This is a genomic window from Streptomyces sp. NPDC037100 (assembly GCF_055606225.1).
Map to the genome: position 1 here is coordinate 559,967 of NZ_JBVJSX010000006.1, position 23,955 is coordinate 583,921.

General features: G+C 71.4%; 19 protein-coding genes. 14 read left to right on the forward strand and 5 right to left on the reverse strand.

The genetic code is table 11. The features are described from left to right. The first annotated feature begins 315 nt into the window (after window positions 1-315). Genes ACZ7EG_RS22805 through ACZ7EG_RS22820 form a run of 4 tightly spaced genes read left to right on the forward strand, consistent with a single transcriptional unit; the run spans window position 316 to window position 4,254 of the window. Entirely contained in the window at window positions 316-1,416 is a 1,101-nt protein-coding gene (locus ACZ7EG_RS22805; protein WP_471081907.1) for an IS110 family RNA-guided transposase, read from the forward strand. A gap of 32 nt (window positions 1,417-1,448) precedes the next feature. Continuing rightward, entirely contained in the window at window positions 1,449-2,756 is a 1,308-nt protein-coding gene (pcaDC, locus tag ACZ7EG_RS22810; protein ID WP_471081714.1) for a bifunctional 3-oxoadipate enol-lactonase/4-carboxymuconolactone decarboxylase PcaDC, read from the forward strand. 29 nt (window positions 2,757-2,785) lie between these two features. Beyond that, entirely contained in the window at window positions 2,786-3,421 is a 636-nt protein-coding gene (locus ACZ7EG_RS22815; RefSeq protein WP_471081716.1) for an MBL fold metallo-hydrolase, read from the forward strand. A 53-nt stretch (window positions 3,422-3,474) separates the two neighbouring features. After that, window positions 3,475-4,254 carry an exodeoxyribonuclease III gene (locus ACZ7EG_RS22820; RefSeq protein ID WP_471081719.1) on the forward strand — a complete coding sequence of 260 codons (780 nt, stop codon included), beginning with the start codon at window positions 3,475-3,477 and terminating at the stop codon, window positions 4,252-4,254. Here the strand turns inward: ACZ7EG_RS22820 and ACZ7EG_RS22825 are convergent. Further along, a complete protein-coding gene (locus tag ACZ7EG_RS22825; protein ID WP_471081722.1) occupies window positions 4,251-6,017 on the reverse strand; it encodes an SGNH/GDSL hydrolase family protein in 1,767 nt (588 codons plus the stop codon). The genes ACZ7EG_RS22820 and ACZ7EG_RS22825 overlap by 4 nt on opposite strands. Before the next feature lie 235 nt (window positions 6,018-6,252). Here ACZ7EG_RS22825 and ACZ7EG_RS22830 point away from each other — a divergent pair, with 235 nt between their 5' ends. Together ACZ7EG_RS22830 and ACZ7EG_RS22835 are read left to right on the forward strand one after the other, a co-directional pair. Then, window positions 6,253-6,660, forward strand: a complete 408-nt coding sequence (locus tag ACZ7EG_RS22830; protein WP_344466021.1) for a DUF6278 family protein — start codon at window positions 6,253-6,255, stop codon at window positions 6,658-6,660. Between the two features lie 140 nt (window positions 6,661-6,800). Continuing rightward, entirely contained in the window at window positions 6,801-7,544 is a 744-nt protein-coding gene (locus ACZ7EG_RS22835; protein WP_471081726.1) for an amino acid ABC transporter ATP-binding protein, read from the forward strand. Between the two features lie 222 nt (window positions 7,545-7,766). Here the strand turns inward: ACZ7EG_RS22835 and ACZ7EG_RS22840 are convergent, their stop codons facing one another. Together ACZ7EG_RS22840 and ACZ7EG_RS22845 are read right to left on the reverse strand one after the other, a co-directional pair. After that, a complete protein-coding gene (locus ACZ7EG_RS22840; RefSeq protein ID WP_471081729.1) occupies window positions 7,767-9,335 on the reverse strand; it encodes an alpha/beta fold hydrolase in 1,569 nt (522 codons plus the stop codon). 116 nt (window positions 9,336-9,451) lie between these two features. After that, a complete protein-coding gene (locus tag ACZ7EG_RS22845; protein WP_471081732.1) occupies window positions 9,452-10,216 on the reverse strand; it encodes a hypothetical protein in 765 nt (254 codons plus the stop codon). Window positions 10,217-10,320: 104 nt separating this feature from the next. Here ACZ7EG_RS22845 and ggt point away from each other — a divergent pair, with 104 nt between their 5' ends. Then, window positions 10,321-12,129: a gamma-glutamyltransferase gene (ggt, locus tag ACZ7EG_RS22850; protein WP_471081735.1), complete on the forward strand. Its 1,809-nt coding sequence runs from the start codon at window positions 10,321-10,323 to the stop codon at window positions 12,127-12,129. 73 nt (window positions 12,130-12,202) lie between these two features. Here the strand turns inward: ggt and ACZ7EG_RS22855 are convergent, their stop codons facing one another. Together ACZ7EG_RS22855 and map are read right to left on the reverse strand one after the other, a co-directional pair. Continuing rightward, a complete protein-coding gene (locus ACZ7EG_RS22855) occupies window positions 12,203-14,737 on the reverse strand; it encodes an ATP-dependent Clp protease ATP-binding subunit (RefSeq protein ID WP_471081738.1) in 2,535 nt (844 codons plus the stop codon). A 186-nt stretch (window positions 14,738-14,923) separates the two neighbouring features. Continuing rightward, window positions 14,924-15,691 (reverse strand): type I methionyl aminopeptidase, encoded by a 768-nt coding sequence (map, locus tag ACZ7EG_RS22860; protein ID WP_471081741.1) that lies wholly within the window; start codon window positions 15,689-15,691, stop codon window positions 14,924-14,926. Between the two features lie 33 nt (window positions 15,692-15,724). On the opposite strand from map, the gene ACZ7EG_RS22865 reads away from it, so the two are divergent. The 7 genes from ACZ7EG_RS22865 to hydA all read left to right on the forward strand — a co-directional run bounded on the left by ACZ7EG_RS22865 (window position 15,725) and on the right by hydA (window position 23,946). Continuing rightward, a complete protein-coding gene (locus ACZ7EG_RS22865) occupies window positions 15,725-15,976 on the forward strand; it encodes a helix-turn-helix domain-containing protein (RefSeq protein ID WP_471081744.1) in 252 nt (83 codons plus the stop codon). A 99-nt stretch (window positions 15,977-16,075) separates the two neighbouring features. Further along, window positions 16,076-17,536, forward strand: a complete 1,461-nt coding sequence (locus ACZ7EG_RS22870) for a hypothetical protein (RefSeq protein ID WP_471081747.1) — start codon at window positions 16,076-16,078, stop codon at window positions 17,534-17,536. A 170-nt stretch (window positions 17,537-17,706) separates the two neighbouring features. Continuing rightward, complete coding sequence (locus tag ACZ7EG_RS22875; protein ID WP_471081750.1) at window positions 17,707-18,549, forward strand: nitrilase-related carbon-nitrogen hydrolase; 843 nt, start codon at window positions 17,707-17,709, stop codon at window positions 18,547-18,549. Continuing rightward, window positions 18,546-19,832, forward strand: a complete 1,287-nt coding sequence (locus ACZ7EG_RS22880) for an aspartate aminotransferase family protein (protein WP_471081753.1) — start codon at window positions 18,546-18,548, stop codon at window positions 19,830-19,832. The genes ACZ7EG_RS22875 and ACZ7EG_RS22880 overlap by 4 nt, the downstream gene beginning before the upstream one ends. Window positions 19,833-19,857: 25 nt before the next feature. Further along, the gene (locus tag ACZ7EG_RS22885; protein ID WP_471081756.1) at window positions 19,858-21,423 is read left to right on the forward strand and encodes a PucR family transcriptional regulator; all 1,566 of its coding nucleotides are present in this window, start codon (window positions 19,858-19,860) and stop codon (window positions 21,421-21,423) included. A gap of 155 nt (window positions 21,424-21,578) precedes the next feature. Continuing rightward, window positions 21,579-22,421, forward strand: a complete 843-nt coding sequence (locus ACZ7EG_RS22890; protein ID WP_471081759.1) for a nitrilase-related carbon-nitrogen hydrolase — start codon at window positions 21,579-21,581, stop codon at window positions 22,419-22,421. 121 nt (window positions 22,422-22,542) lie between these two features. After that, the gene (gene hydA / locus ACZ7EG_RS22895) at window positions 22,543-23,946 is read left to right on the forward strand and encodes a dihydropyrimidinase (RefSeq protein ID WP_471081762.1); all 1,404 of its coding nucleotides are present in this window, start codon (window positions 22,543-22,545) and stop codon (window positions 23,944-23,946) included. Window positions 23,947-23,955: the final 9 nt, after the last annotated feature.

Consider the following 23,955-nt stretch of genomic DNA (forward strand, 5'->3'; position numbering starts at 1 on the left):
GTGTTGCGTGAAGGGGATTGAGCATGTCCTGCGGTTCCTGAGTGGTGGTGAGATGGGGGCGGGAGGATGGGCGGGTGCTGCCCCGGGCCCATGGTCTGACTCATGGTATTTCTGACCGAAGTGTCCTGGTGTCACAGTGTCGGCCGGTGGTCGGGGATGGTGCGTTGTCGGTGCCGGGTCGGCGGGGTGTGTCCCGATAGGGGCCTGTCGATAGTTGTGGCGTCCTCACGATTCTGACCGTCTGACGCGGCCCGGTACCGGCAACGCGACGTGGTATCGGACGGGAGGAGAGGAACGGGCATGTCTGGTTCGACCGTGCCCAGTACGTCGCCTGCTCCCAAGACCGGCCGTCGCAGCCCGGCAGAGGAGGTGGTTCTGAGAGTGGATACGCACAGGGATGCGCACGTGGCTGCGGTGCTCTCAGTGACAGGGGCAGCCCTTGCCACCGACGAGTTCCCGGCCACCGCGGCTGGATACCGTGATCTGCTGAAGCGGGCCAGGAAGTCGGGAGCCGTGAGGCGGGCCGGGGCGGAGGGGACCGGCTCCTATGGAGCGTCCCTGTCCCGCTATCTGCTGGCCCAGGGTGTGGACGTGTTCGACGTGAACTGGATGGACCGGGCGGATCGCCGGCGGCGTGGCAAGTCAGATCCGTTCGATGCCCAGAATGCGGCGCGAGCTGTGTTGAGCGGGCGGGCCTCCGCTCGGGCCAAAACGGGCGACGGGCCGGTACAGATCGCGCGAATGTACAAGCTCACGAAGGCGTCGGCCGTCAAAGCCCGCACCCAGGCCATCAACCAGCTCAAGGCCGTACTCGTCACTGCGGACCCCGTCTTGCGGGAGGAACTGGCCGGACTGGGCAATTCCGAACTCTTCCGTACCTGCGCGCAGTTCACCGATTCGCGTGGTCGCGAGGAGGTCGGCGAGGAGTCAGTGGTGGAGGCCACCCGGATCACGCTGGGCCTGCTGGCCCACCGGATCGGCCAGCTCTCCGAGGAGGTCCGCGACCTGGAGGCTCGTCTGACCCGGCTTGTGGAACGGCATGCCCCGCAGCTGCTCGACGTGGTGGGGATCGGCCCGGACACGGCGGTCACGTTGCTAATCACGGTGGGGGACAACCCGGAACGGCTGGACAGCGAGGCGTCGTTCGCCGCGCTGTGCGGTGTCAGCCCTGTCGAGCGTTCCTCGGGACGCAGGCAATTCCGTCGCCTCAACCGCGGCGGTGACCGGCAGGCCAACGCCGCGCTCCACCGCATCGTGTTCACCCGCCTGCGGGTCGACCCGCGCACCCAGGACTACTACGAGCGCCGGATCAAGGAGGGCAAGACCCGCCGCGAAATCGTCCGCTGCCTCAAACGCTACGCGGCCCGGGAGGTCTACCACCTGATAAAACAGCTACGGTCAGCACCCCGCTCATAGGGGCTGTCGTGACAGATGAGAGGCTCAGACGGGTGAGCGAGACACCACCGAACACCCTGCAATACCGCTTTGACGGGCCAGAAGACGCTCCCGTCCTGATCCTGGGTCCCTCACTGGGTACCACATGGCACATGTGGGACCGCCAGATCCCCGAGCTGACCAAGCAGTGGCGCGTCTTCCGGTTCGACCTGCCCGGCCACGGCGGAGCTCCCGCACACCCGGCGAGCTCCGTGGGTGACGTCACCACGCGGCTGCTGACCACCCTCGAAGGGCTCGGCGTGCAGCGCTTCGGCTACGCGGGCTGCGCGCTCGGCGGCGCCGTCGGCATCGAACTGGCCCTGCGCCACCCGGAGCGGCTCGCCTCGCTCGCACTGATCGCCGCCTCGCCCCGCTTCGGCACGGCCGACGAGTTCCGGCAGCGGGGCGTGATCGTCCGCACGAACGGCCTCGACCCGATCGCCCGCAGCGCGCCCGAGCGCTGGTTCACCGGCGGGTTCGCCGCCGCGCAGCCCGCGATCACCGAGTGGGCCGTGCAGATGGTGCGCACCACCGACCCCGGCTGCTACATCGCCTCCTGCGAGGCACTCGCCTCCTTCGACGTCCGCCCCGAACTCGGGCGGGTCGGCGTGCCGACCCTGGTCCTGGTCGGGTCGGACGACCAGGTCACCGGCCCCGCCGAGGCCCGCACGCTGGTCGCCGGCATCCCGGACGCCCGTCTCGCCGTCGTCCCGGGCGCCTCCCACCTGGTCCCGGTGGAGCAGCCCGCGGCGGTCACCGACCTGCTGGTCCGGCACTTCTCCACCGCCTGGCAGCCCGCCTTCGAGTTCTCCACCGGCCAGACCGCCCTGCCCCATGCCACCCTCAAGCCGGTCCTGTCTCCCGCCCCGCCGCAGCCCCCGCAGTCCGGGCCCGTCGCCGAGATCGCCCCGGTCGCCGTACCGCCGCAGGCCCAGGGGCGGCCCGACCCGTACGACGCCGGGATCAAGGTCCGCCGCGAGGTGCTGGGAGACGCGCACGTGGACCGGGCGCTCGCCCAGGCCGACGACTTCTCCGGCGACTTCCAGGAGCTCGTCACCCGGTACGCCTGGGGCGAGATCTGGGACCGCCCCGGCCTCGACCGGCGCACCCGCAGCTGCGTCACCCTGACCGCCCTGGTCGCGGGCGGTCATCTGGACGAGCTGGCCTTCCACACCAGAGCCGCCCTGCGCAACGGCCTCACCCCGGACGAGATCAAGGAAGTGCTGCTCCAGGCGGCCGTCTACTGCGGCGTTCCGGCCGCGAACAGCGCGTTCAAGGTGGCCCAACAGGTGATTCGCGAGGAGACCACGCCCCAGGAGTGAGGCCGCGGGAAGCGCGGCACGATGGACCCATGAAGCTCACGAAGAAGTCGCACGCCTGCGTCCGGCTGGAGAAGGCCGGCCGGACCCTCGTCCTCGACCCCGGCGCCTTCAGCGAGGAGGACGCCGCGCTCGGCGCCGACGCGGTCCTCGTCACCCACGAGCACCCCGACCACTTCGACGAGTCGCGGCTGCGGGCCGCGATGGAGCACAACCCGGCCGCCGAGATCTGGACCCTGCAGGCCGTTGCGGAGAAGATCTCGTCAGCCTTCCCCGGCCGGGTCCACACCGTCGGCCACGGTGACACCTTCACCGCCGCCGGTTTCGACGTCCAGGTGCACGGCGAACTCCACGCGGTGATCCACCCGGACATCCCGCGCATCACCAACATCGGATACCTCGTGGACGGTGGCAAGGTCTTCCACCCCGGCGACGCCCTCACCGTTCCCGACCACCCGGTGGAGACCCTGATGCTCCCCGTCATGGCCCCCTGGAGCAAGATCTCCGAGGTCATCGACTACGTGCGCGAGCTGAAGCCGCAGCGCGCCTACGACATCCACGACGCCCTCCTCACCGACCTGGCCCGACCGATCTACGACCGGCAGATCGGGCAGCTCGGCGGCGCGCAGCACCTGCGGCTGAGGCCGGGCGAGTCCGCCGAGCTCTGAGGCCGCAAGTGGACCGGGCCGCGTTGTCAGACCCGCCGGGTAGGTTGTGGGGCATGCGCATCGCGACCTGGAACGTGAACTCGATCACCGCCCGCCTGCCGAGGCTTTTGGCCTGGCTGGAGAGCAGCGGCACGGACGTGCTGTGCCTCCAGGAGGCCAAGGTCACCGAGGAGCAGTTCCCGTCGGAGCAACTGCGCGAGCTGGGCTACGAGTCGGCGGTCCACGCGACCGGCCGGTGGAACGGCGTGGCGGTGCTCTCCCGCGTCGGCATCGAGGACGTCGTCAAGGGCCTGCCCGGCGACCCCGGCTTCGACGGCTCGGTGGAACCCCGCGCCATCTCGGCGACCTGCGGCCCGCTCCGCGTCTGGTCGGTCTACGTGCCGAACGGCCGTGAGGTGGACCACCCCCACTACGCCTACAAGCTCCAGTGGTTCGAGGCGCTCAAGGCCGCCGTCGCCGGCGACGCCGCGGGCAGCCGCCCCTTCGCGGTGATGGGCGACTACAACGTGGCGCCGACGGACGACGACGTCTTCGACCCCGCCTTCTTCGAGGGCTCCACCCACGTCACCGCCGCCGAGCGCGCCGCCCTGGCCTCCCTGCGCGAGGCCGGCCTGTCGGACGTGGTCCCGCGTCCCCTCAAGTACGAGCACCCGTTCACGTACTGGGACTACCGCCAGCTGTGCTTCCCGAAGAACCGCGGGATGCGCATCGACCTGGTGTACGGCAACGCGCCCTTCACGAAGGCGGTCGGCGACGCGTACGTGGACCGTGAGGAACGCAAGGGCAAGGGCGCGTCGGACCACGCACCCGTGGTCGTGGACCTGGACGTCTAGGACCGCAACAGCTCCAGGTCGACCGAGTCCGCCAGGGCCGCCAGCCCCGCGTCGCCCGGGTGCAGATGGTCCCCGCTGTCGTACGCGGGGAGCATCCGGGAGGGCCGCTGCGGATCACGGACCACCGCGTCGAAGTCGAGCACGCCGTCGAAGACCCCGCCGTCGCGGATCCACTCGTTCACCACGCCCCGCTCGGCGTCGACGGCGGGAGTGCACCGCGCCTCACCCTCGCAGGGCAGGATCGTCGCAGCGAGCATCCTCAGCCCCCTGGCGTGCCCCCGCGCCGCGAGCTCCCGCAGCCCCGCGACCAGCTGCTCCGCGGAGGCTCCCCACCGCAGGTCGTTGACGCCCTCGAAGACGACGGCCGTACCCGCCGACGGCTGGGCGAGGACGTCCCGGTCGAAGCGGTGCAGGGCGCTCACGCCGGCCGTGTCCGTGGAGACCCCGTCGCCGGGGTACCGGTCGGTGACCACGCGGTTGCCCGAGACCCCCAGGTTCAGCACGCCGTACCGCGGGACGGTGCTCTGCCTCAGGAGCCGGGCGGCCAGGACGTTCGGCCAGCGTCGGTTGGCGTCCGGTGTGGACTTGTCGCCGTCGGTGATCGAGTCGCCGAGCAGTACCACGGAGCCGGGCCCGCCGTTCACGTCGACCCCGGCGAGCAGCGGCCAGCGGGCGATCACCGAGGTGTACGCCGCGGCGGAGCCGTCCGCCGCGTGATCGCCGGGCTCGCTGACGTAGGAGCGCTGCTGCGCGAGCCCGTGCACCGGCGCCGCGGCCACCGTGCCGGGCAGATGGAAGCTCACCAGCAGATCGGTGTCCGCCGGGACGGCGAAACCGAGCGGATCGCTGTACGCCTGGCCCCCGGCCGGGATCGCGACGCCCGCCGCACCGCCGAAGGCCAACGCCACCGGAGTGTCCCGGGAGGCAGCGCCCGATTCCCGCACCGCGACCGTGGCGCTGCCGATCCGTACCGGCGCCGACGCGAAGGTGTTGTCGAACCGCACCCGCACCCGGGGGCCGCCAGCCGATGTGTGCACGACCAGCCGCAGTGTCCGGTCCGACCAGGGCCCCACGGCGGCGTAGCCGCCCGTGGCCGTGGTCCAGCTGCCCGTCCAGCCCCGCGTGGCGGTTCGCACCGACGCCGCGAAGACATGCAGTCCGGCCGCGCTCGGCAGCCGGACCGAGGTCACCGCGCGCCCCGGGACCAGCGGCACCGTCACGACGTACAGGCGTGCCTGCCGGGCGAGTTGGCCGCCGGGCGTGTTGATGTGCGGCAGGGCCACCGCCTTGGTCGCGAGCGGCCCGGTGCGCCAGTCCGGTGCGGTCAGCCGGTAGCCGGAGCGAGAGCCGTTCGCGTACGTGACCGTCCCCGGGCCGCCCACCTCCGCGCCGCCGGTGCCCGCGACCAGGAAGGCGAGGGCGTCACCCCGCCCCGTGACCCGGACGTCCTGCCCGGCGGCGCGCACGTTGTCCGCCTCGCCCGGCTGCCGCTTCGGCCAGGTCAGCCGGGCGCCCTGCACCATGAGGGCGCGGCCGGGCGTCCAGCCCGCGGCGGTGAGGTCCCGCGCGGACAGGGAGGCGCCGGACCCGTCGAAGTCGGCCTCCGCGGGCCGGCTGTCGTCGCTGACGGCCACGTTGTCGAACAGCCGCTCCAGCGGCACCGGCGCGGCCCGCCCCTCCGCGACGGCCCGGGCGGACACCGCCGGGACCAGCGACCCGCACAGGGCCAGGACGGCCAGGATCCCCCGGACACATCGGCGCACGGCCGACTCCTCCCACTCAGCGACAACCCGACGCGACAACACGACGCGACAACACGGAACACAGGGACGGAACCGAAGGGACAACGACGGCCGAGACGCAAGACGCACGGTGAAGTTAGGGAGACAGGAGTGACCCGTCAACGCGCGTCGCGTGAACTCGGCCTGAACTCGACCGGGATCGGCGGGTCCGCGCGCCCTGTGGTGCGTACGCCGGTACGAATGACACGCTGGGAGTATGAACATCCCTTTCCTGGGCCACCGGCGCCAGAAGGTCGGGTTCCCCGACCCGGCGGGCATCGCGGAACTCCTCGCCGAGTGTGAGCTTCTGCGCTCCCAGGCGTCCCGGGCGGGTGTCCGGCTGGACGACACGGCGGCCTCGCTGGAGGCACTGGACCAGCTCCTGCCGCGCTGGCGGGACGACGAGGAGACGCTGACCTGGCTGGGCAACGACGCCGGTCTCTACCTGGGCAGCGTCATCGTGCGCACCGTACCGGGCGCCGCCTGGGAGATCCGTCCCGACGGTCAGCCCGTCGTACGACTGGACTCCGGCCGCGAGTTCGACGTCGTCGACTCCGGCCACGAGTGGGCCGCGTACGGGGTGCCCGAGCTGTCGCAGCTGTACGCGGAAGTCGCCGAGTCATGAGCCCCCTGGCCAGAACCTTTGGCCTTAAGTCCGACGTAAATACGGCTAATGATCGAAAAGTGCGTGTCGCCCGCCACGTTCGATCTTGCCTGGATACGTTGCGGCAACCACCACACAGCTGAGAGTGAGTAGGGCTGAGTATGGCCGTCGAGCCGCTGATCGAGCTGCGTGACGTCAACAAGCACTTCGGGGAGCTGCATGTCCTGCAGGACATCAACCTCACTGTCGGCCGGGGGGAGGTGGTCGTGGTCATCGGCCCGTCGGGGTCGGGGAAGTCGACCCTCTGCCGGGCGATCAACCGGCTGGAGACCATCGAGTCCGGGCAGATCGTCCTCGACGGGCAGTCGCTGCCGGAGGAGGGCAAGCCGCTCGCGCGGCTGCGCGCGGACGTCGGCATGGTCTTCCAGGCGTTCAACCTCTTCGCTCACAAGACCGTCCTGCAGAACCTCTCGCTGGGGCAGGTCAAGGTGCGCGGGCGCAAGAAGGAGGACGCCGACAAGCGCTCCCGGGAACTCCTCGAAAGGGTCGGTGTCGCCGACCAGGCGGACAAGTACCCGGCGCAGCTCTCCGGCGGCCAGCAGCAGCGCGTGGCGATCGCCCGCGCCCTGGCCATGGAGCCCAAGGCGATGCTCTTCGACGAGCCGACCTCGGCCCTCGACCCGGAGATGATCAACGAGGTGCTGGAGGTCATGAAGCAACTCGCCCGTGAGGGCATGACCATGATCGTCGTCACGCACGAGATGGGTTTCGCCCGCTCGGCCGCCAACCGCGTCGTCTTCATGGCCGACGGCCGGATCGTCGAGGACCGCACCCCCGACGAGTTCTTCACCAACCCCAGCAGTGACCGCGCCAAGGACTTCCTCTCCAAGATCCTCAAGCACTGAACGGGCAGGCACCGGACGGCTCATCGCATCGGACCTCGACTACGATGTGCCCTTCATCCCTGTCGGAGAGGGGGACTTCGCCGAAGGCCGCCGATCCCGCCAGGGGGAGCAGACCGCCCGCCCGGTCCGCGGGGCATTCCCACCGGGTGCGGCCCCCACGGCCCGAAGGCCACGGGGGCAGGCGGTTCACATCGGCCAGGCCCGTCCGGCGGCAGCCGGAGATCACTGCTCGCGCAGCGGAACCGACACGTACGACGGGTCGTTCGCCGGCGAGGAGAAGGTCAGCTGCGCGCCGGACGGGTTGTGCTCGATGTAGAGCGGGTCGACCGTGTCGACGACCAGGGCGAGGCGATGCCCGGCCGGGACGTCGTAGGCCGTGGAGTACAGCTCCAGGTCGACGCCGAACGGCTTTCCGGGGGTGCGCCCGTGGAAGGTGTACGGCGCGTGGGTGACCAGCTTGCCGAGGCCGAGCGGCCCCACGTCGTACAGGTAGGCGACGAGGGTGCCGCTCTCCTTGGTCGGGGTGAGCGTCGTGTGCAGCGCCGTGGTTCCGCGCACCTGTTGGACCGTGGCGGACTTCTCCGTCTGCCAGACGGCGGCCCAGCGGCGGGGGAGCAGCGGGATCGAGGCCATCGGCGGCAGCTGGGCCACCTGGTCGAGGATGCTGGACAGGAAGACGACACCGCCGTCCGCCCCGGAGTTCACGTTCGCGCGGATCGTCTTCGAGCCCCCGAGGGCGATCTTCCGGTCGGTCGCGCCGGCCGACTTCCAGTCCGGGTAGCCCTCGTAGCCGCCCGTGGAACGGGACTTGAGCTGGACGGGCTGCTCACGGTCGATGCCGTTGTCCTCGCCCCTGAGGTAGCGGTCGAACCAGCGCTCGGTGTCCTTCCACACGTCGTTGGGCAGCCCGAACAGGCCGGGCAGCTCGGCGGTGGCGTGATCGCCCGGGCGCATCTCCAGCCGCTTCGGGCCGGTCAGCTTCTCGTAGAAGTCGGCGTACTGGTTGGGCGGGAAGACGCTGTCGCCCCAGGCGTTGGCGAGCATGATCGCCGCGCCGTTCTCGTTGATCCGGTCGACGTAGGTTGCAGCGGAACGTTTCTTCCCCCAGGCGATGAGCTCCGGCTCCTTCGCCAGGTTGGAGCCGTAGAAGTCGTCGAACGTCTGCCGAAGTTCCGCGCTCTGGCGGCCCGTCACCACGCTCGCGCCGTCCAGGAGGGCGGCGGCCTGGAGGTGCTGGGTGCGCCCGGCGTAGATCGAACCGATCAGGTCCGCCCAGCCGCTGAGCGAGGCGACCGCCTTGACCCGCTTGTCGTGCGCGGCGGTGAGCAGGCTGATGCCCGCGCCGTAGGAGACGCCCGCCATGCCGATGTGCCCGGCGTCCGCGGGAGTGTGGGCGAGCGCCCAGTCGATGACCTTCGACGCGTCGGCGACGTCGGGTGGACCCGCCACTTCTATCTCGCCGCCCGACTGCCAGAATCCGCGCACGTTGTAGGTGACGACGACGTAGCCGGAGTCGGCGAGCTTCTGCGCCTGGGCCAGGTACTCGACCTGGGGCAGACCCCAGCTCGTGGGCATGACGAGCAGCGGGTAGCGGTCGGTGCCGCGGGCGCCGGCCGGGGTGACGACGTTGGCCTTGAGGACGGTGCCGCCGTCGCCGGCGATGTCGACGAAGCGGACGGGGTGCGGCGCCGCCTGGGCGGTGGGGGCGAATCCGAGGGCGGTGCCGGCGACCAGGGTCGCCGAGACGGCGCCTACGGCGGTGGTGCGCAGGGCCTTGCGGGGGTGTCCCACGGGTCACTCCTCACTCGTGTCAGTGCAAAGTGACCGAACGGTAACCGCGACCTCTTACCAGAGGTAACCCGTCGGTAAGTTACGTGCCAGTAACGATTGTTGAGCAGTGGAGGAGTCTAGGAGGCGCGGTGCGTATTGCGTGGAACCGGCGTCGCCGCGGCGGGCGGTGCGGTCTGCGCCGCACGTGTCACGTCCTCCACCAGTTCGACGACGTCCGGACCGTACGCCTGTGAGTTGATCACCTTGAGCAGCAGGACGAACGAGCCGGTGCCGTACTTGCGGGTCAGCCGCTCGTGGTTGCGGGCGAGGTAGCGGGTGGTGGCCTGGTTGGTGATCGACGTCTGGCCGCAGAAGAGGAAGACGGGACGGGTGTTCCGGCTCCGGTCCGCGGTGAGCCGGGCGAGCAGCGCGTACTCCTCCTTGCCGTGGTCCACCCGATAGCGCTCGGTTCCGACCTGGAACGCGCCCCGGTCCGGGCTCGGTTCGGAGTCGACGTTCACCCGCACGCCCGGCAGCAGAGAATCCAGATGGGCCGCCATCCGTCGGTTGGACGCCGGCCCGCCCACGCAGAACTCGGTGCGCTCTCCGAAACCCTGCCGTGCCGTGTCGTGCGGAAGTATCTGGGCGTGGGCGTTGCAGTCCTTGATCAGCGCGGCGAGTTCGAGCAGCGCGAACACGTCGTAGCGCATCACCGCGAACTCGGGTCCGGCCGCGCCGCGGTTCACGACCAGCAGGGACTCGGAGTTGTCCGGGAGCCCGAAGAACTGCTGTTTCCGGCGGAGCCTGCGCTTCCACAGGTAGGTGCGGGCCACCCAGCCGAGCGCGGCACTGATGCCCGCCGCGACCACACCCAGAACGATGTTGCGCACGTCGTCATTCATGGGCGCGCATGCTAGCGGGCCCGACGCACCGGTGTTCGACGCCTTCCTGACGCGACCATGGTCATGAATTAAGCTGCGCGAACGGCCTTTGACTGGAGGTGCGGATGCGTCGCCCTGTCGCGCGGAATCTGACGGTCCTGGCGGTTTCGGCCGCCGTGGTGGTGTCGGTGGGAGCGGCGGCGCCGCCATCCGCCCCGCCGGGCACCGGCGGTGGGAAGACCCCACTGGCCGTCGGCTACGGCGGCGCCGTGTCGAGCGTCGACCCGGACGCCTCCGCCGCCGGGATCGAGGTCCTGAAGAAGGGCGGCAACGCCGTCGACGCCGCCGTCGCCACGGCCGCGGCGCTCGGTGTCACCGAGCCCTACTCCGCCGGCATCGGCGGGGGCGGATACTTCGTGTACTACGACGCCAAGTCCCGCACGGTACGCACCATCGACGGCCGCGAGACCGCGCCGCTGAGCGCCGACGAGAACCTCTTCGTCGAGAACGGCAAGCCCCTCGTCTTCGCCGAGGCCGTCAGCAGCGGCCTGAGCGTCGGCACCCCGGGGACGCCCGCCACCTGGCAGACCGCACTCGACCGGTGGGGCAGCAAGGGGCTCGCGAGTGTCCTGAAGCCGGCCGAGCGGCTGGCGCGCGACGGTTTCACCGTCGACGAGACGTTCCGCTCGCAGACGGCGTCCAACGAGACGCGCTTCCGCTACTTCCCGGACACCGCCGAACTGTTCCTGCCGGGCGGGCAGCTCCCCGTCGTCGGCTCCACCTTCAAGAACCCCGATCTCGCCCGCACGTACGCGGAGTTGGGGCGAAAGGGCGTCGACGCGATTTACCACGGCCGCCTCGGCCGGGACATCGTCGACACGGTCAACAAGCCGCCGGTGGATCCCGGCTCGGGCTGGAACGCCCGGCCCGGCGACCTGACCGCGAAGGACCTGGCCGCCTACCGCACCAAGCTCCAGGCGCCCACCAGGACCTCCTACCGGGGTCTCGGCGTCTACTCCATGGCGCCGTCCTCCTCGGGAGGCACGACGGTCGGTGAGGCGCTCAACATCCTGGAGCGGACCGACCTGTCCAAGGCGAGCAAGGCGAAGTACCTGCACCGCTTCATCGAGGCCAGCCGGATCGCGTTCGCCGACCGGGGCCGCTGGGTGGGTGACCCCGCCTTCGAGGACGTGCCGACGAAGGAACTGCTGTCGCAGCGGTTCGCCGACTCGCGGGAGTGCCTCATCAAGGACGACGCGGTGCTCACGAGTCCCGTGGCGCCGGGGGACCCGCGCAACCCCGCGCGCTGCGGCTCGGGGGGCAAGGCGGCTCCCACGACGTACGAGGGTGACAGCACCACGCATCTGACGGTGGCCGACAAGTGGGGCAACGTCGTCGCCTACACCCTCACCATCGAGCAGACCGGCGGCAGCGGGATCACCGTCCCCGGGCGGGGCTTCATCCTCAACAACGAGCTGACGGACTTCTCCTTCGCCCCGGCGAACCCGGCCGTGCACGACCCGAACCTGCCGGGGCCCGGCAAGCGGCCGCGGTCGTCCATCTCGCCGACGATCGTGCTGGACCGGCACCACAAGCCCGTGGTGGCGCTGGGATCGCCCGGTGGCGCGACGATCATCACGACCGTTCTGCAGACGCTCACCGGGTTCGTCGACCGGGGGCTGCCGCTGGTCGACGCGATCGCGGCGCCCCGGGCCAGTCAGCGCAACGCTGCGCAGACCGAGCTGGAACCGGGGCTGTACGACGACGCCGGGTTGCGCAGGCAGCTGGAGGCGATCGGGCACTCGTTCAAGGTCAACCCTGAGATCGGTGCGGCTACGGGTGTGCAGCGGCTGCCGGGCGGCAAGTGGCTGGCAGCCGCTGAGACCGTGCGGCGGGGCGGGGGGTCGGCGATGGTGGTGCGGGCAGTGCGTTGACGGCCGTGAGCGGGTGCGTGGGGGCCGGTCGCGCACACGCGGCGGAGCCGCACATCGATACAGCCCCGCGCCCCTATCGGGGCGTTGCCGAGCCCTGCGTCTCGAAGGCCAGGTGCCCGTCCTGGACGTCCACCGTCACCCGGCCGCCCTCTTCGACCCTGCCGTCCAGCAACAGCCGTGACAGCTCGTTGTCCACCTCGCGCTGGATCGTGCGGCGGAGCGGGCGGGCGCCGTACTCCGGCTGGTAGCCGCGTTCGGCCAGCCACTCCACCGCCCGGTCGGTGAAGGTCACCGCGATGCCCTTGTCCTGCACCAGGGACCGGGTGCGGTCCAGCAGGAGGTTGGTGATCCGGCGCAGCTGCTCCGTGGTGAGCTGGCGGAAGACCACGATCTCGTCGATGCGGTTGAGGAACTCGGGGCGGAAGTGCTCGCGCAGCGGGCGCAGGATCTGCTCGCGACGGGCCTCCTCGTCCGCGTCGGCGCCGCCCGCCGCGAAGCCCGTCGTGGCACCGCGGCGGGTGATCGCCTCGGAGCCGAGGTTGCTCGTCATCACGATGACCGTGTTGCTGAAGTCCACCGTGCGGCCCTGGGAGTCGGTCAGCCGGCCGTCGTCGAGGACCTGGAGCAGGATGTTGAACACGTCCGGGTGCGCCTTCTCCACCTCGTCCAGCAACAGCAGCGAGTACGGGTGGCGGCGCACGACCTCGGTGAGCTGGCCCGCCTCCTCGTGGCCCACGTAGCCGGGCGGGGCGCCGACCAGACGGCTGACGGTGTGGCGCTCCTGGTACTCGCTCATGTCGAGCCGGACCATGCGGTCCTCGCTGCCGAACAGCGCCTCGGCGAGCGCCCGGGCCAGTTCGGTCTTGCCCACACCGGTCGGGCCGAGGAACAGGAAGCTCCCGATCGGGCGGTCGGGGGCCGCGAGCCCGGCCCGGGAGCGCAGCACCGCGTCCGAGACGACCCGTACGGCTTCGTCCTGCCCGACCACCCGCTGATGCAGATGCTCCTCCAGACCCAGCAGGCGTTCCTTCTCCTCCTGGGTGAGGCTGCTGACCGGGATGCCGGTCTGCCGGGACACCACCTCCGCGATCGCCTCGGCGCCGACCACGAGGTCCTGACCCTCGTCGACCTCGCTGTCGCCACCGGCGTCGGTGATCCGCTGCTTCAGCTCCACGATCCGGTCGCGCAACTGGGTGGCCTGCTCGTACTGCTCGTCCGCGACGGCCTGGTCCTTGTCCCGGGTCAGCTGCTCCAGCTCCCGCTCCAGGGCCCGTACGTCCGTGCCCTTGGTCCGGGCCCGCAGCCGCACCCGGGCACCGGCCTGGTCGATGAGGTCGATCGCCTTGTCGGGCAGGCGGCGGTCGGAGAGGTAGCGGTCCGACAGCTCCACGGCGCTCACCAGGGCCTCGTCGGTGTAGCGGACCTGGTGGTGGGCCTCGTAGCGGTCCTGGAGGCCGCGCAGGATCTCGATCGCGTCCGCGGGCGTCGGCTCCGGCACCATGATCGGCTGGAAGCGGCGGGCCAGCGCCGCGTCCTTCTCGATGCGGCGGTACTCCTCCAGCGTGGTGGCGCCCACGATGTGCAGCTCACCCCGGGCGAGGGCCGGCTTGAGGATGTTGCCGGCGTCCATCGAGCTGCCGTCGCCGCCACCGGAGCCGGCGCCCACGACCGTGTGCAGCTCGTCGATGAAGATGATCAGCTGGTCGGAGTGGGCGCGGATCTCGCCCACGATGTTGTTCATCCGCTCCTCGAAGTCACCCCGGTAGCGGGTGCCCGCGACGACGCCCGTGAGGTCCAGGGCCACCACGCGGCGCCCGATCAGCACATCGGGCACGTCCGCCTCGGAGATGCGCTGCGCCAGCCCCTCCACGATCGCCGTCTTGCCGACTCCCGCGTCACCGATCAGCACCGGGTTGTTCTTGCCGCGCCGGGAGAGGACCTCGACGGTCTGCTCGATCTCCTGGTCCCGGCCGATCACCGGGTCGATGCGGCCCTGCCGGGCCAACTCGGTGAGGTCGCGACCGTACTTGTCGAGGGTCGGCGTGTTCGTCGGGCGCGGGCGCTCCGCCTGGGGGACCTCCGGCGCCTCGGGCGGTTCGGAGGGGGCGAAGCGGGCCGCGTTGAGGATGTGCCCGGCGGCCGAGTCCGGGTTGGAGGCCAGGGCGCTCAGCACGTGCTCCGGGCCGATGTAGCCGTAGCCGCGGGCCCGGGCCATGTCGTGCGCGTCCAGCAGGGCCCGCTTGGCGGCCGGGGTGAGGGACAGCGCGGTCGGCGGCGGGGCGTCGTCCGGGGTGTGCTGGGCCGGTCCCGACCGGTCGTCGATCTGCGACGCCAGCGAGTCGGGATTCGCACCGGCCTTGCTGAGCAGGGTGCGGGTCGGCTCCGTGGCGAGCGCCGCCCGCAGCAGATGCTGGGTGTCGAGGTCCCGGCTGCCGTGCTCGGCGGCGTACTGGGCGGCGCCGCGGACGAGCTCCCGGGCCGGCTGGCTCAGCAGCCGCCCGAGATCGATCTGCCGGGGACCGGGACGCGGTCCGCCGAAGAAGCGTGCGAGGAATTCTCCGAAGGGATCCGAGCCGTAGCCCTCCGGGCTCGTGAAGCCGCTGCTCATGGGCCTTCCGTTCCCGGCGTCCCCGGCGCGCGGGCGGGGGACGCCCTCGCTTGTCGACGTGCCGGTGTCGGGTAACCCGGGTGGCAGCCGGTTACACGTGGGGCGCGCTCGTAGAACACCTTCGCACGATCGTCGACGAGGGGCACCTTCGGGGCATACCAGGAGCAAGGGGGCGTGAGCCGGGGCTCAGCGGGCCGTGAGGATCCTCGGCCCGGAATCCGTGATCGCCACCGTGTGCTCCGCGTGGGCGGCGCGCGAGCCGTCGTTCGTCCTCAGGGTCCAGCCGTCGGGGGCCACGTGGAAGTCGTCCGTGCCGCCCGCGATGACCATGGGCTCGATCGCCAGCACCATGCCGTGCCGCAGCCGCATGCCGCGCCCCGGGCGGCCCTCGTTCGGCACCCCGGGATCCTCGTGCATCCGGCGGCCGATGCCGTGGCCGCCGAAGCCGTCCGGGATGCCGTAGCCGGCGCCCCGGCACAGCGTGCCGACCGCATGGGCGATGTCGCCGATGCGGTTGCCCACGACGGCCGCCTCGATCCCGGCCGCGAGGGCCCGCTCGGCGGTCTCGATCAGGCGGAGGTCCGCCGCGTGCGGGGCGCCGACGGTGAAGCTGAGCGCCGAGTCGCCGACCCAGCCGCCCAGTTCGGCGCCGAAGTCGATGGAGACCAGGTCGCCGTCGCGCAGGCGGTAGCGGCCCGGGACGCCGTGCACGATCGCGTCGTTGACCGAGACGCAGAGGACGGCGGGAAAGGGGGTCGGTGCGAAGGCGGGGCGGTACCCGAGGAAGGGCGAGGTCGCGCCCGCCTCGCGCAGCACGCCGTGTGCCACCTCGTCCAGCTCCAGCAGGGGGACGCCCACGTCGGCGGCCTTCTGCACGGCCGTCAGGGCACGGGCGACGACCTGGCCGGCCTCGTACATCGCGTCGATAGAAGTGTCTGTCTTCAGCTCCACCATGCCAATTACTATACCGGTATTAGAATGGGGAGCATGGTGCGCACCCCTCTCACCCCCGAAGAGCGCGAACGCGGCGAGCGGCTCGGCCGGCTGCTGCGTGAGGCGCGTGGCGGCCGGAGCATGACGGAGATCGCGGCGAGCGCGGGCATCTCCGCGGAGACCCTGCGGAAGATCGAGACCGGGCGGGCCCCCACCCCGGCCTTCTTCACGGTGGCCGCGCTGGCCGGGGTCCTCGGGCTGTCCATGGACGAACTGGCCGGGCAGTGCACGCCGGTGCCCGTCTGAGGCTCTTGCGCCGCGCGTGAAAACCCCCCGTAGCACTCCCGTAACACAACTGGTGTTCCCTACGGGGCAAAAGTGCTCCGGCATCACGGGAGTTGAGCGATGGCGGCGGATCAACTCCCGGCTGAGGTCGGGGAGTTCGCGACCTACCTGAACGGTCTGCTGGCACGCCTCGACCCGTCCGGCGGCTGGTGCGCGGTGTTCTGGCAGCGCGACCCAGAGGGCATGCGGGCCTGCCTCGACGGGCGCGAGATGCCGCCCTGGGACGTGGTCGAGGCACTGCTGCAGGACCTCGCCGGACAGTACGGCCCGGGAAGAGCCGGCCCCGAGACGGACCGTGCCCGCGCCTTGCACGCCACCGCGCTCGCCGCGTACGACACCTTGCCCGGCGGCCGCGACGCCCTCGGCGACCGCCTCGACGTCATGCTCCGCGAGCAGAGGTACGCCGCCGAACGCCAGGCAGCCCTCGCCCGCCACCTGGCCTCTGCCACCACCCGCGAACAGGCGGACGCCCTGCGCCTGGACCTGGCCTGGGCCCGGGACGACCACGAACGGGCCGGCGCGCGGTGTGCCGAACTCCGGGCACGGATGGCCTACGTGGACCGGCGTGAGCGGGGGGCGGCCCCGGCGGCGTGGAGTGCTGCCGAGGGGGCGCGCGGCGGCAGGGCGGCACGGTCGTCCCCTGGCGATCCGCCCGCCTTTGAGCCCTCCCCGCCGCCCGCATCCGACGCCACCCCTGCACCAGCCGCCGCCCCCGCCCCAGCCCCCGCATTCACCCCAGCGGCCGCCGAGCCCCAGGCCCCTCGCCCCGTCACCGTCCCCAAGCAGCGCAAACGCCGTCGGGGCAGCGCCCGCTTCGCCGGGATGGCGGACGAGGAAGCCGCACCCGTCGTCGTCCCGCCCGCCGCCGTACCCACCCTGCCCGCACCCGCCCCCACGACCACCGGCCGCACCCTCCGCGGCGCACGCTTCGCCGGGGTGGCCGACGAGACGGCGGCGGAGCGCCCGGCGAGGGAGGCCGACGCGGTCGGGGCGGACGACCGGGCCGAGGTGGGAAGGACCGTGGAGGCGCTGGCCCGGCTGCGCAGCGAGGGGCGCAGCGGGGAGGCCCACGCACTGATCGCCGAGGCCGCCTTGTGGGAGCCCGGCCGCTTCCCGCTGCTCGCGGAGCGGCTGCGCCTCGCCGGGCTGGACGCCGACTGGCAGACCCTGCTGTGGGAGGCCGCCTCGCTGCCCGCCGGACGGCTGGTCGCCGCCGCCGACGCACTGGTCGAGGCCGGGCGGGCGGGTGACGGCCGGCAGATGCTGCGGCAGGGGGTCGCACGGCCGCCGGCCGAGGTCGGCCGGGCCGTCCTCGGCCTGGTCGCCGAGGGGCGTCACCGCGAGGTGGGCGTGCTGCTCGACGCGTACGTCAGGGCCCGCACCCCCGAGGAGGCCGCGCGCAGCGCCGAACCCGGACCGGGGCGCCTGGTGCCGCTCCTGCTGGAGGCGGCCCGGGGTGTCTCGGACGAGAGCCACCGGGACCTCGTGCACGCCCTGCGGGTCGCCGGATTCGCCTCCTGACCGGCGACGTCGCGCCCCGTGCGACTCACCCACAGGAGTGCGAATCGCGCAATGCCCCGCGGGTTGGCGACGATGGTCTTGGCAACCCCGTGCCAGAGGCTTACGTTCGTGGCTCTACGGCCCGCTTCTACGGGCGTAGAGGCGCAGACGTCGCGTCGAAGGAGCAGCTCATGGCCAACGTCGTACGTGCCGCCCTGGTCCAGGCCACCTGGACCGGCGACACCGAGTCCATGGTGGCGAAACACGAGGAGCACGCCCGCGAGGCGGCTCGCCGGGGTGCGAAGATCATCGGTTTCCAGGAGGTCTTCAACAGCCCCTACTTCTGTCAGGTCGAGGAGCCGGAGCACTACCGCTGGGCCGAGCCCGTCCCGGACGGGCCGACCGTGCAGCGGATGCGGGCGCTCGCGCGCGAGACCGGCATGGTGATCGTCGCGCCGGTGTTCGAGGCGGAGCAGCCCGGCTTCTACTACAACACCGCGGCCGTGATCGACGCCGACGGCACCTACCTCGGCAAGTACCGCAAGCACCACATCCCGCAGCTCAAGGGCTTCCGCGAGAAGTTCTACTTCAAGCCCGGGAACCTCGGCTGGCCCGTCTTCGACACCGCGGCCGGCCGGGTCGGCGTGTACATCTGCTACGACCGCCACTTCCCGGAGGGCTGGCGGCAGCTCGGCCTGGCCGGGGCCCAGCTCGTCTACAACCCCTCGGCCACCCACCGGAGCCTGTCGTCGCACCTGTGGCGGCTGGAGCAGCCCGCGGCGGCCGTCGCCAACGGGTACTACATCGCCGCGATCAACCGGGTGGGCCAGGAGGAGTACGGCGACAACGACTTCTACGGCACCAGCTACTTCGTCGACCCGCGCGGGCAGTTCGTCGGGGACGTCGCCAGCGACAGCAAGGAGGAACTCGTGGTCCGGGACATCGACCTCGACCTCATCGAAGAGGTGCGGCAGACGTGGGCCTTCTACCGCGACCGCCGCCCCGACGCCTACGAAGGGCTGGTGCAGCCGTGACCAACGACCTCCTGGGCCGCCACCGGGCCGTGCTCCCCGACTGGCTCGCCCTCTACTACGAGGAGCCCCTCGAGATCACCCACGGCGAGGGCCGCCACGTCTGGGACGCCCGGGGCAACCGGTACCTCGACTTCTTCGGCGGCATCCTCACCACCATGACCGCGCACGCGCTGCCCGAGGTGACCAAGGCGGTGAGCGAGCAGGCCGGGCGCATCATCCACTCCTCGACCCTCTACCTCAACCGCCCGATGGTCGAACTCGCCGAGCGCATCGCCCAGTTGAGCGGCATCCCGGACGCCCGCGTCTTCTTCACCACGTCCGGCACCGAGGCCAACGACACCGCCCTGCTGCTGGCCACCGCGTACAGGCGCAGCAACACGGTCCTGGCCATGCGCAACAGCTACCACGGACGGTCCTTCAGCGCCGTCGGCATCACCGGCAACAGCGGCTGGTCCCCGACCTCGCTCTCCCCGCTCCAGACGCTGTACGTCCACGGCGGCGTACGCACCCGCGGACCGTTCGCCTCCCTCGGCGACGAGGCCTACATCGCCGCCTGCGTCGAGGACCTGAAGGACCTCCTCGGCCACACCCGCGCGCCGGCCGCGCTGATCGCCGAACCCGTCCAGGGCGTCGGCGGCTTCACCGCACCGCCGGACGGACTGTACGCCGCCTTCCGCGAGGTGCTGCACGAGCGCGGCATCCTGTGGATCGCCGACGAGGTGCAGACCGGCTGGGGCCGCACCGGCGAGCACTTCTGGGGCTGGCAGGCCCACGGCCGCAGCGGACCGCCCGACATCATGACCTTCGCCAAGGGCATCGGCAACGGCATGTCCATCGGCGGGGTCGTCGCCCGCTCCGAGATCATGAACTGCCTGGACTCCAACAGCATCTCCACCTTCGGCGGCACCCAGATCACCATGGCCGCCGGCCTCGCCAACCTCAACTACCTGCTGGAACACGACCTCCAGGGCAACGCCCGGCGCGTCGGCGGCCTGCTCATCGAGCGGCTGCGGGCCGTCGCCGCGCAGGTCCCGGCCGTACGGGAGGTACGCGGACGCGGGCTGATGATCGGCATCGAGATCACCAGGCCCGGGACCGACGAGGCCGATCCGCAGACCGCCGCGGCCGTGCTGGAGGCGGCCCGCGAGGGCGGCCTGCTGATCGGCAAGGGCGGCGGGCACAACACCAGCTCGCTGCGTATCGCCCCGCCGCTGTCCCTCAACGTCGCGGAGGCCGAGGAGGGCGCCGCGATCCTCGAGAACGCTCTGAGGAGCATCCAGTAGCAGTGCGCTGAGCAAGGGACCCGCCATGACCATCACCCTGGATTCCCTGGAGCCCGCCCTGTCGGTGCGCCAGGTCCTCACCCTGGAGCGGGTACTCGCCGGGGAGCCCGAGGTGGTGGCCGGCGCGGGCCATCTCGACCGGCTGGTGCGCTGGGTGCACGTCGCCGAGGCCGCCGACGTCGGTGTGATGCTCAGCGGCGGCGAGATGGTCCTCACCACCGGCGTGCTGCTCGCCGGCGACGAGGACAAACAGGCCGAGTACGTCCGCTCCCTGCACCGCGCCGAGGCCGCCGCTGTCGTCCTCGGACTCGGCCGCGCCTTCCCCGCGGCGCCGGACGTGATGCGCAGGGCGGCCGAACGCTGCGGACTGCCGATGGTCGTCCTGCACCGGCCCTTCCCCTTCGCCGACCTGACCGAGGAGGTCCAGTCGCGGCTCGTGCGGCGCAAGTTCGCCGCCGTCAGCCTCTCCGAAGCCGTCCGCACCGAACTCACCGCCCTCATCACCGCCGGCGCCCCGCTGCAGCGCCTGCTCGACGAGGTCGCCCGGCACAGCGCCTGCCCCGTCGTCGTCACCAACCTCGCCCACCGCGTCCTCGGCACGGCGGGGGAGCGGCCCGCGGTGGACGACGTGCTGCGCGACTGGGAGCGCATCGCCCGGCAGGCCGGCGGCACCGAGGGCGACGGCTGGATCCGGGCCGAACTGGGCGGACGCGGGGAACGCTGGGGCCGGATCGTGCTGTGCGGCTACCGCGGCGACACCGCCACCGGACGGCTGCTGGCCGACCGCGCCGCCGAGGCCCTCGTCCTGCACCGCATGCTCGGCGGCGGTGCCACCTGCTCCTGGGAGGAGCAGTCCGCGCAGGGCCTGCTGACCGACCTGGTCAGCGGCGTCGTACCGGCACGGCAACTGCTGCCCCGGGCCCGGGCGGCCGGGCTGCCCGTCAACCGGCGCACCTTCGTGCCGCTGGTCGTCCGCGACGGCGATCCCGCCCGGCTCGAACGCCTCCTGCGGCTGCTGGGCCTGCCCGGACTGGTCGCCGAACTCGCCGACGGGGCCACCGCCGTGCTGTTGAGCGTCCCCCGGGACCAGGACGCGGGCGCACTCGCCGCCCACTTCGCGACCCGGCTGCGCACCGAGTCGGGCCCGGACCACACGGTCGTCGCCGCGGCGGAACCCCGCGCCGCCTGGGACGACGTGCCCACCGGACTGCGCGAGGCCCAGCACGTGTCGGACGCCGTGGCCGACTCCTCCGCCGTCCTCGACCTCCCACCGGTGGTACGCCTGAAGGACGTCCACCTACGGGGCCTGATCCGGCTGCTGCGCGACGATCCGCACGTGCAGTCCTTCGCGGAGCGGGAGCTGGACGGGCTGCTGCGCGAGGGTGACGAGGACCTGCTGTCCGTCCTGCGCACCTACCTGGCCACCGGCCGCAACAAGTCCCGCACCGCCCAGCTCCACCACGTCTCCCGGCCCGCCCTCTACCGCCGCCTGGAGGCCATACAGGTCCGGCTCGGGGTGGACCTCGACGACTTCGAGCAGGCCGCCTCGGTGCACATCGCACTCCTCGCGCACGACGCGCAACAACAGTGAAACATGCGACCACCTGGGAAAACGGCGGTGAAACATGGGTCCACACCAGAGTGACACGGTGGCACGCCGCACGCCCTCGGACGTGACACGGTGCAACTCAAAGACGACCACGCGACTTCCTAGGCTCACGGCACACCGAGCGACCGGAGGTCCCGATGAGCCAAGTGATCCGTGCCGCCGTCTTCCAGACCGCCTGGACGGGCGACAAGGAATCGATGATCCAGGTCCACGAGCAGGCGGTCCGCGACGCGGCCGCTCAGGGCGCTCACGTCCTGTGCTTCCAGGAGCTGTTCTACGGACCGTACTTCTGCCAGGTCCAGGACCCGGCCTTCTACGAGTACGCCGAGCAGATCCCCGAGGGCCCCATCGTCCGGCGCTTCCAGGCACTCGCCGAGGAACACGGCATCGTCCTGGTGCTCCCGATGTACGAGGAGGAGCAGCCCGGCGTCCTCTACAACACCGCCGCCGTGATCGACGCGGACGGCTCCTACCTCGGCAAGTACCGCAAGACGCACATCCCCCAGGTCAGGGGTTTCTGGGAGAAGTTCTACTTCCGCCCGGGCAACTCCGGCTGGCCCGTCTTCGACACCAAGGTCGGCCGTATCGGCGTCTACATCTGCTACGACCGCCACTTCCCCGAGGGCTGGCGCGCCCTCGGTCTCGCGGGTGCCGAGATCGTCTTCAACCCCTCGGCCACCTCCCGCGGCCTGTCCGGCTACCTCTGGCAACTGGAACAGCCGGCGGCGGCCGTCGCCAACGAGTACTTCGTCGGCGCGATCAACCGGGTGGGGGTCGAGGAGTACGGCGACAACGACTTCTACGGCACCTCGTACTTCGTGGACCCCGAGGCCCAGTTCGTCGGCGAGGTGGCGAGCGACAAGGAGCCCGAACTGGTGGTGAGGGACCTGGACATGGCCAAACTCCGCGAGGTCCGCGACCGCTGGCAGTTCTACCGGGACCGCGCACCGGGGGCGTACGGACCGCTGACGGCACCTTGACACGTACGCGAGGGGAGCGACTTCAGGGGCGCGGGGCTGTATTCGATATGCGGCTACCGCCGCGCGGGCGCGACCAGCCACACACAACCGGCACGTACCGACTGCGAGGAGCGACCACGACATGAGCAGCCGTACAGTCATCCGCGGCGGCCTCGTCATCACCGCATCCGACGAGATCCACGCCGACGTCCTGATCGAGGACGGCCGCATCGCCGCCCTCGCCGCGTCCAACACGCCTGCGGCGCAGGCCTTCACCGCCGACCGCACCATCGACGCCACCGGAAAGTACGTCATCCCCGGCGGCGTCGACGCCCACACCCACATGGAGCTGCCCTTCGGCGGGACCTTCGCCTCCGACACCTTCGAGACCGGCACCCGAGCCGCCGCCTGGGGCGGCACGACGACGATCATCGACTTCGCCGTGCAGAGCGTCGGCCACAGCCTGCGCGAGGGCCTCGACGCCTGGCACGCCAAGGCCGACGGCAACTGCGCCATCGACTACGGCTTCCACATGATCGTCTCCGACGTCAACGAACACACCCTCAAGGAGATGGACCACCTGGTCGAGGAGGGCGTCACCTCCTTCAAGCAGTTCATGGCCTATCCGGGCGTCTTCTACAGCGACGACGGACAGATCCTGCGCGCCATGCAGCGCTCCGCCGAGAACGGCGGCCTGATCATGATGCACGCCGAGAACGGCATCGCGATCGACGTGCTGGTCGAGCAGGCACTCGCCCGGGGTGAGACCGACCCGCGCTACCACGGCGAGGTCCGCAAGGCCCTGCTGGAGGCCGAGGCCACCCACCGCGCCATCAAACTCGCGCAGGTGGCCGGCGCGCCCCTGTACGTCGTGCACGTCTCGGCGACGGAGGCGGTCGCCGAGCTGGCCCGGGCCCGCGACGAGGGACTGAACGTCTTCGGCGAGACCTGCCCGCAGTACCTGTTCCTGTCCACCGACAACCTCGCCGAGCCCGACTTCGAGGGCGCGAAGTACGTGTGCAGCACCCCGCTCAGGCCGAAGGAGCACCAGGCCGCACTGTGGCGGGGGCTGCGGACGAACGACCTCCAGGTCGTCTCCACCGACCACTGCCCCTTCTGCTTCACCGGTCAGAAGGACCTGGGCCGCGGCGACTTCTCCAAGATCCCCAACGGTCTGCCGGGCGTGGAGAACCGTATGGACCTCCTCCACCAGGCGGTCCTCGACGGGCACATCTCGCGCCGCCGCTGGATCGAGATCGCCTGCGCGACCCCGGCCCGGATGTTCGGCCTGTACCCGAAGAAGGGCACCATCGCGCCGGGCGCCGACGCCGACGTCGTCATCTACGACCCGCACGCCGAACAGGTCATGTCCGCCGAGACGCACCACATGAACGTCGACTACTCGGCCTACGAGGGCAAACGCACCACCGGCCGGGTCGAGACGGTGCTCTCGCGCGGCGAACCCGTCATCACCGAGCGGGAGTACACCGGGCACGCCGGGCACGGCGTGTTCACCCCGCGTTCCACCTGTCAGTACCTCAACTAGGAGTGGCGC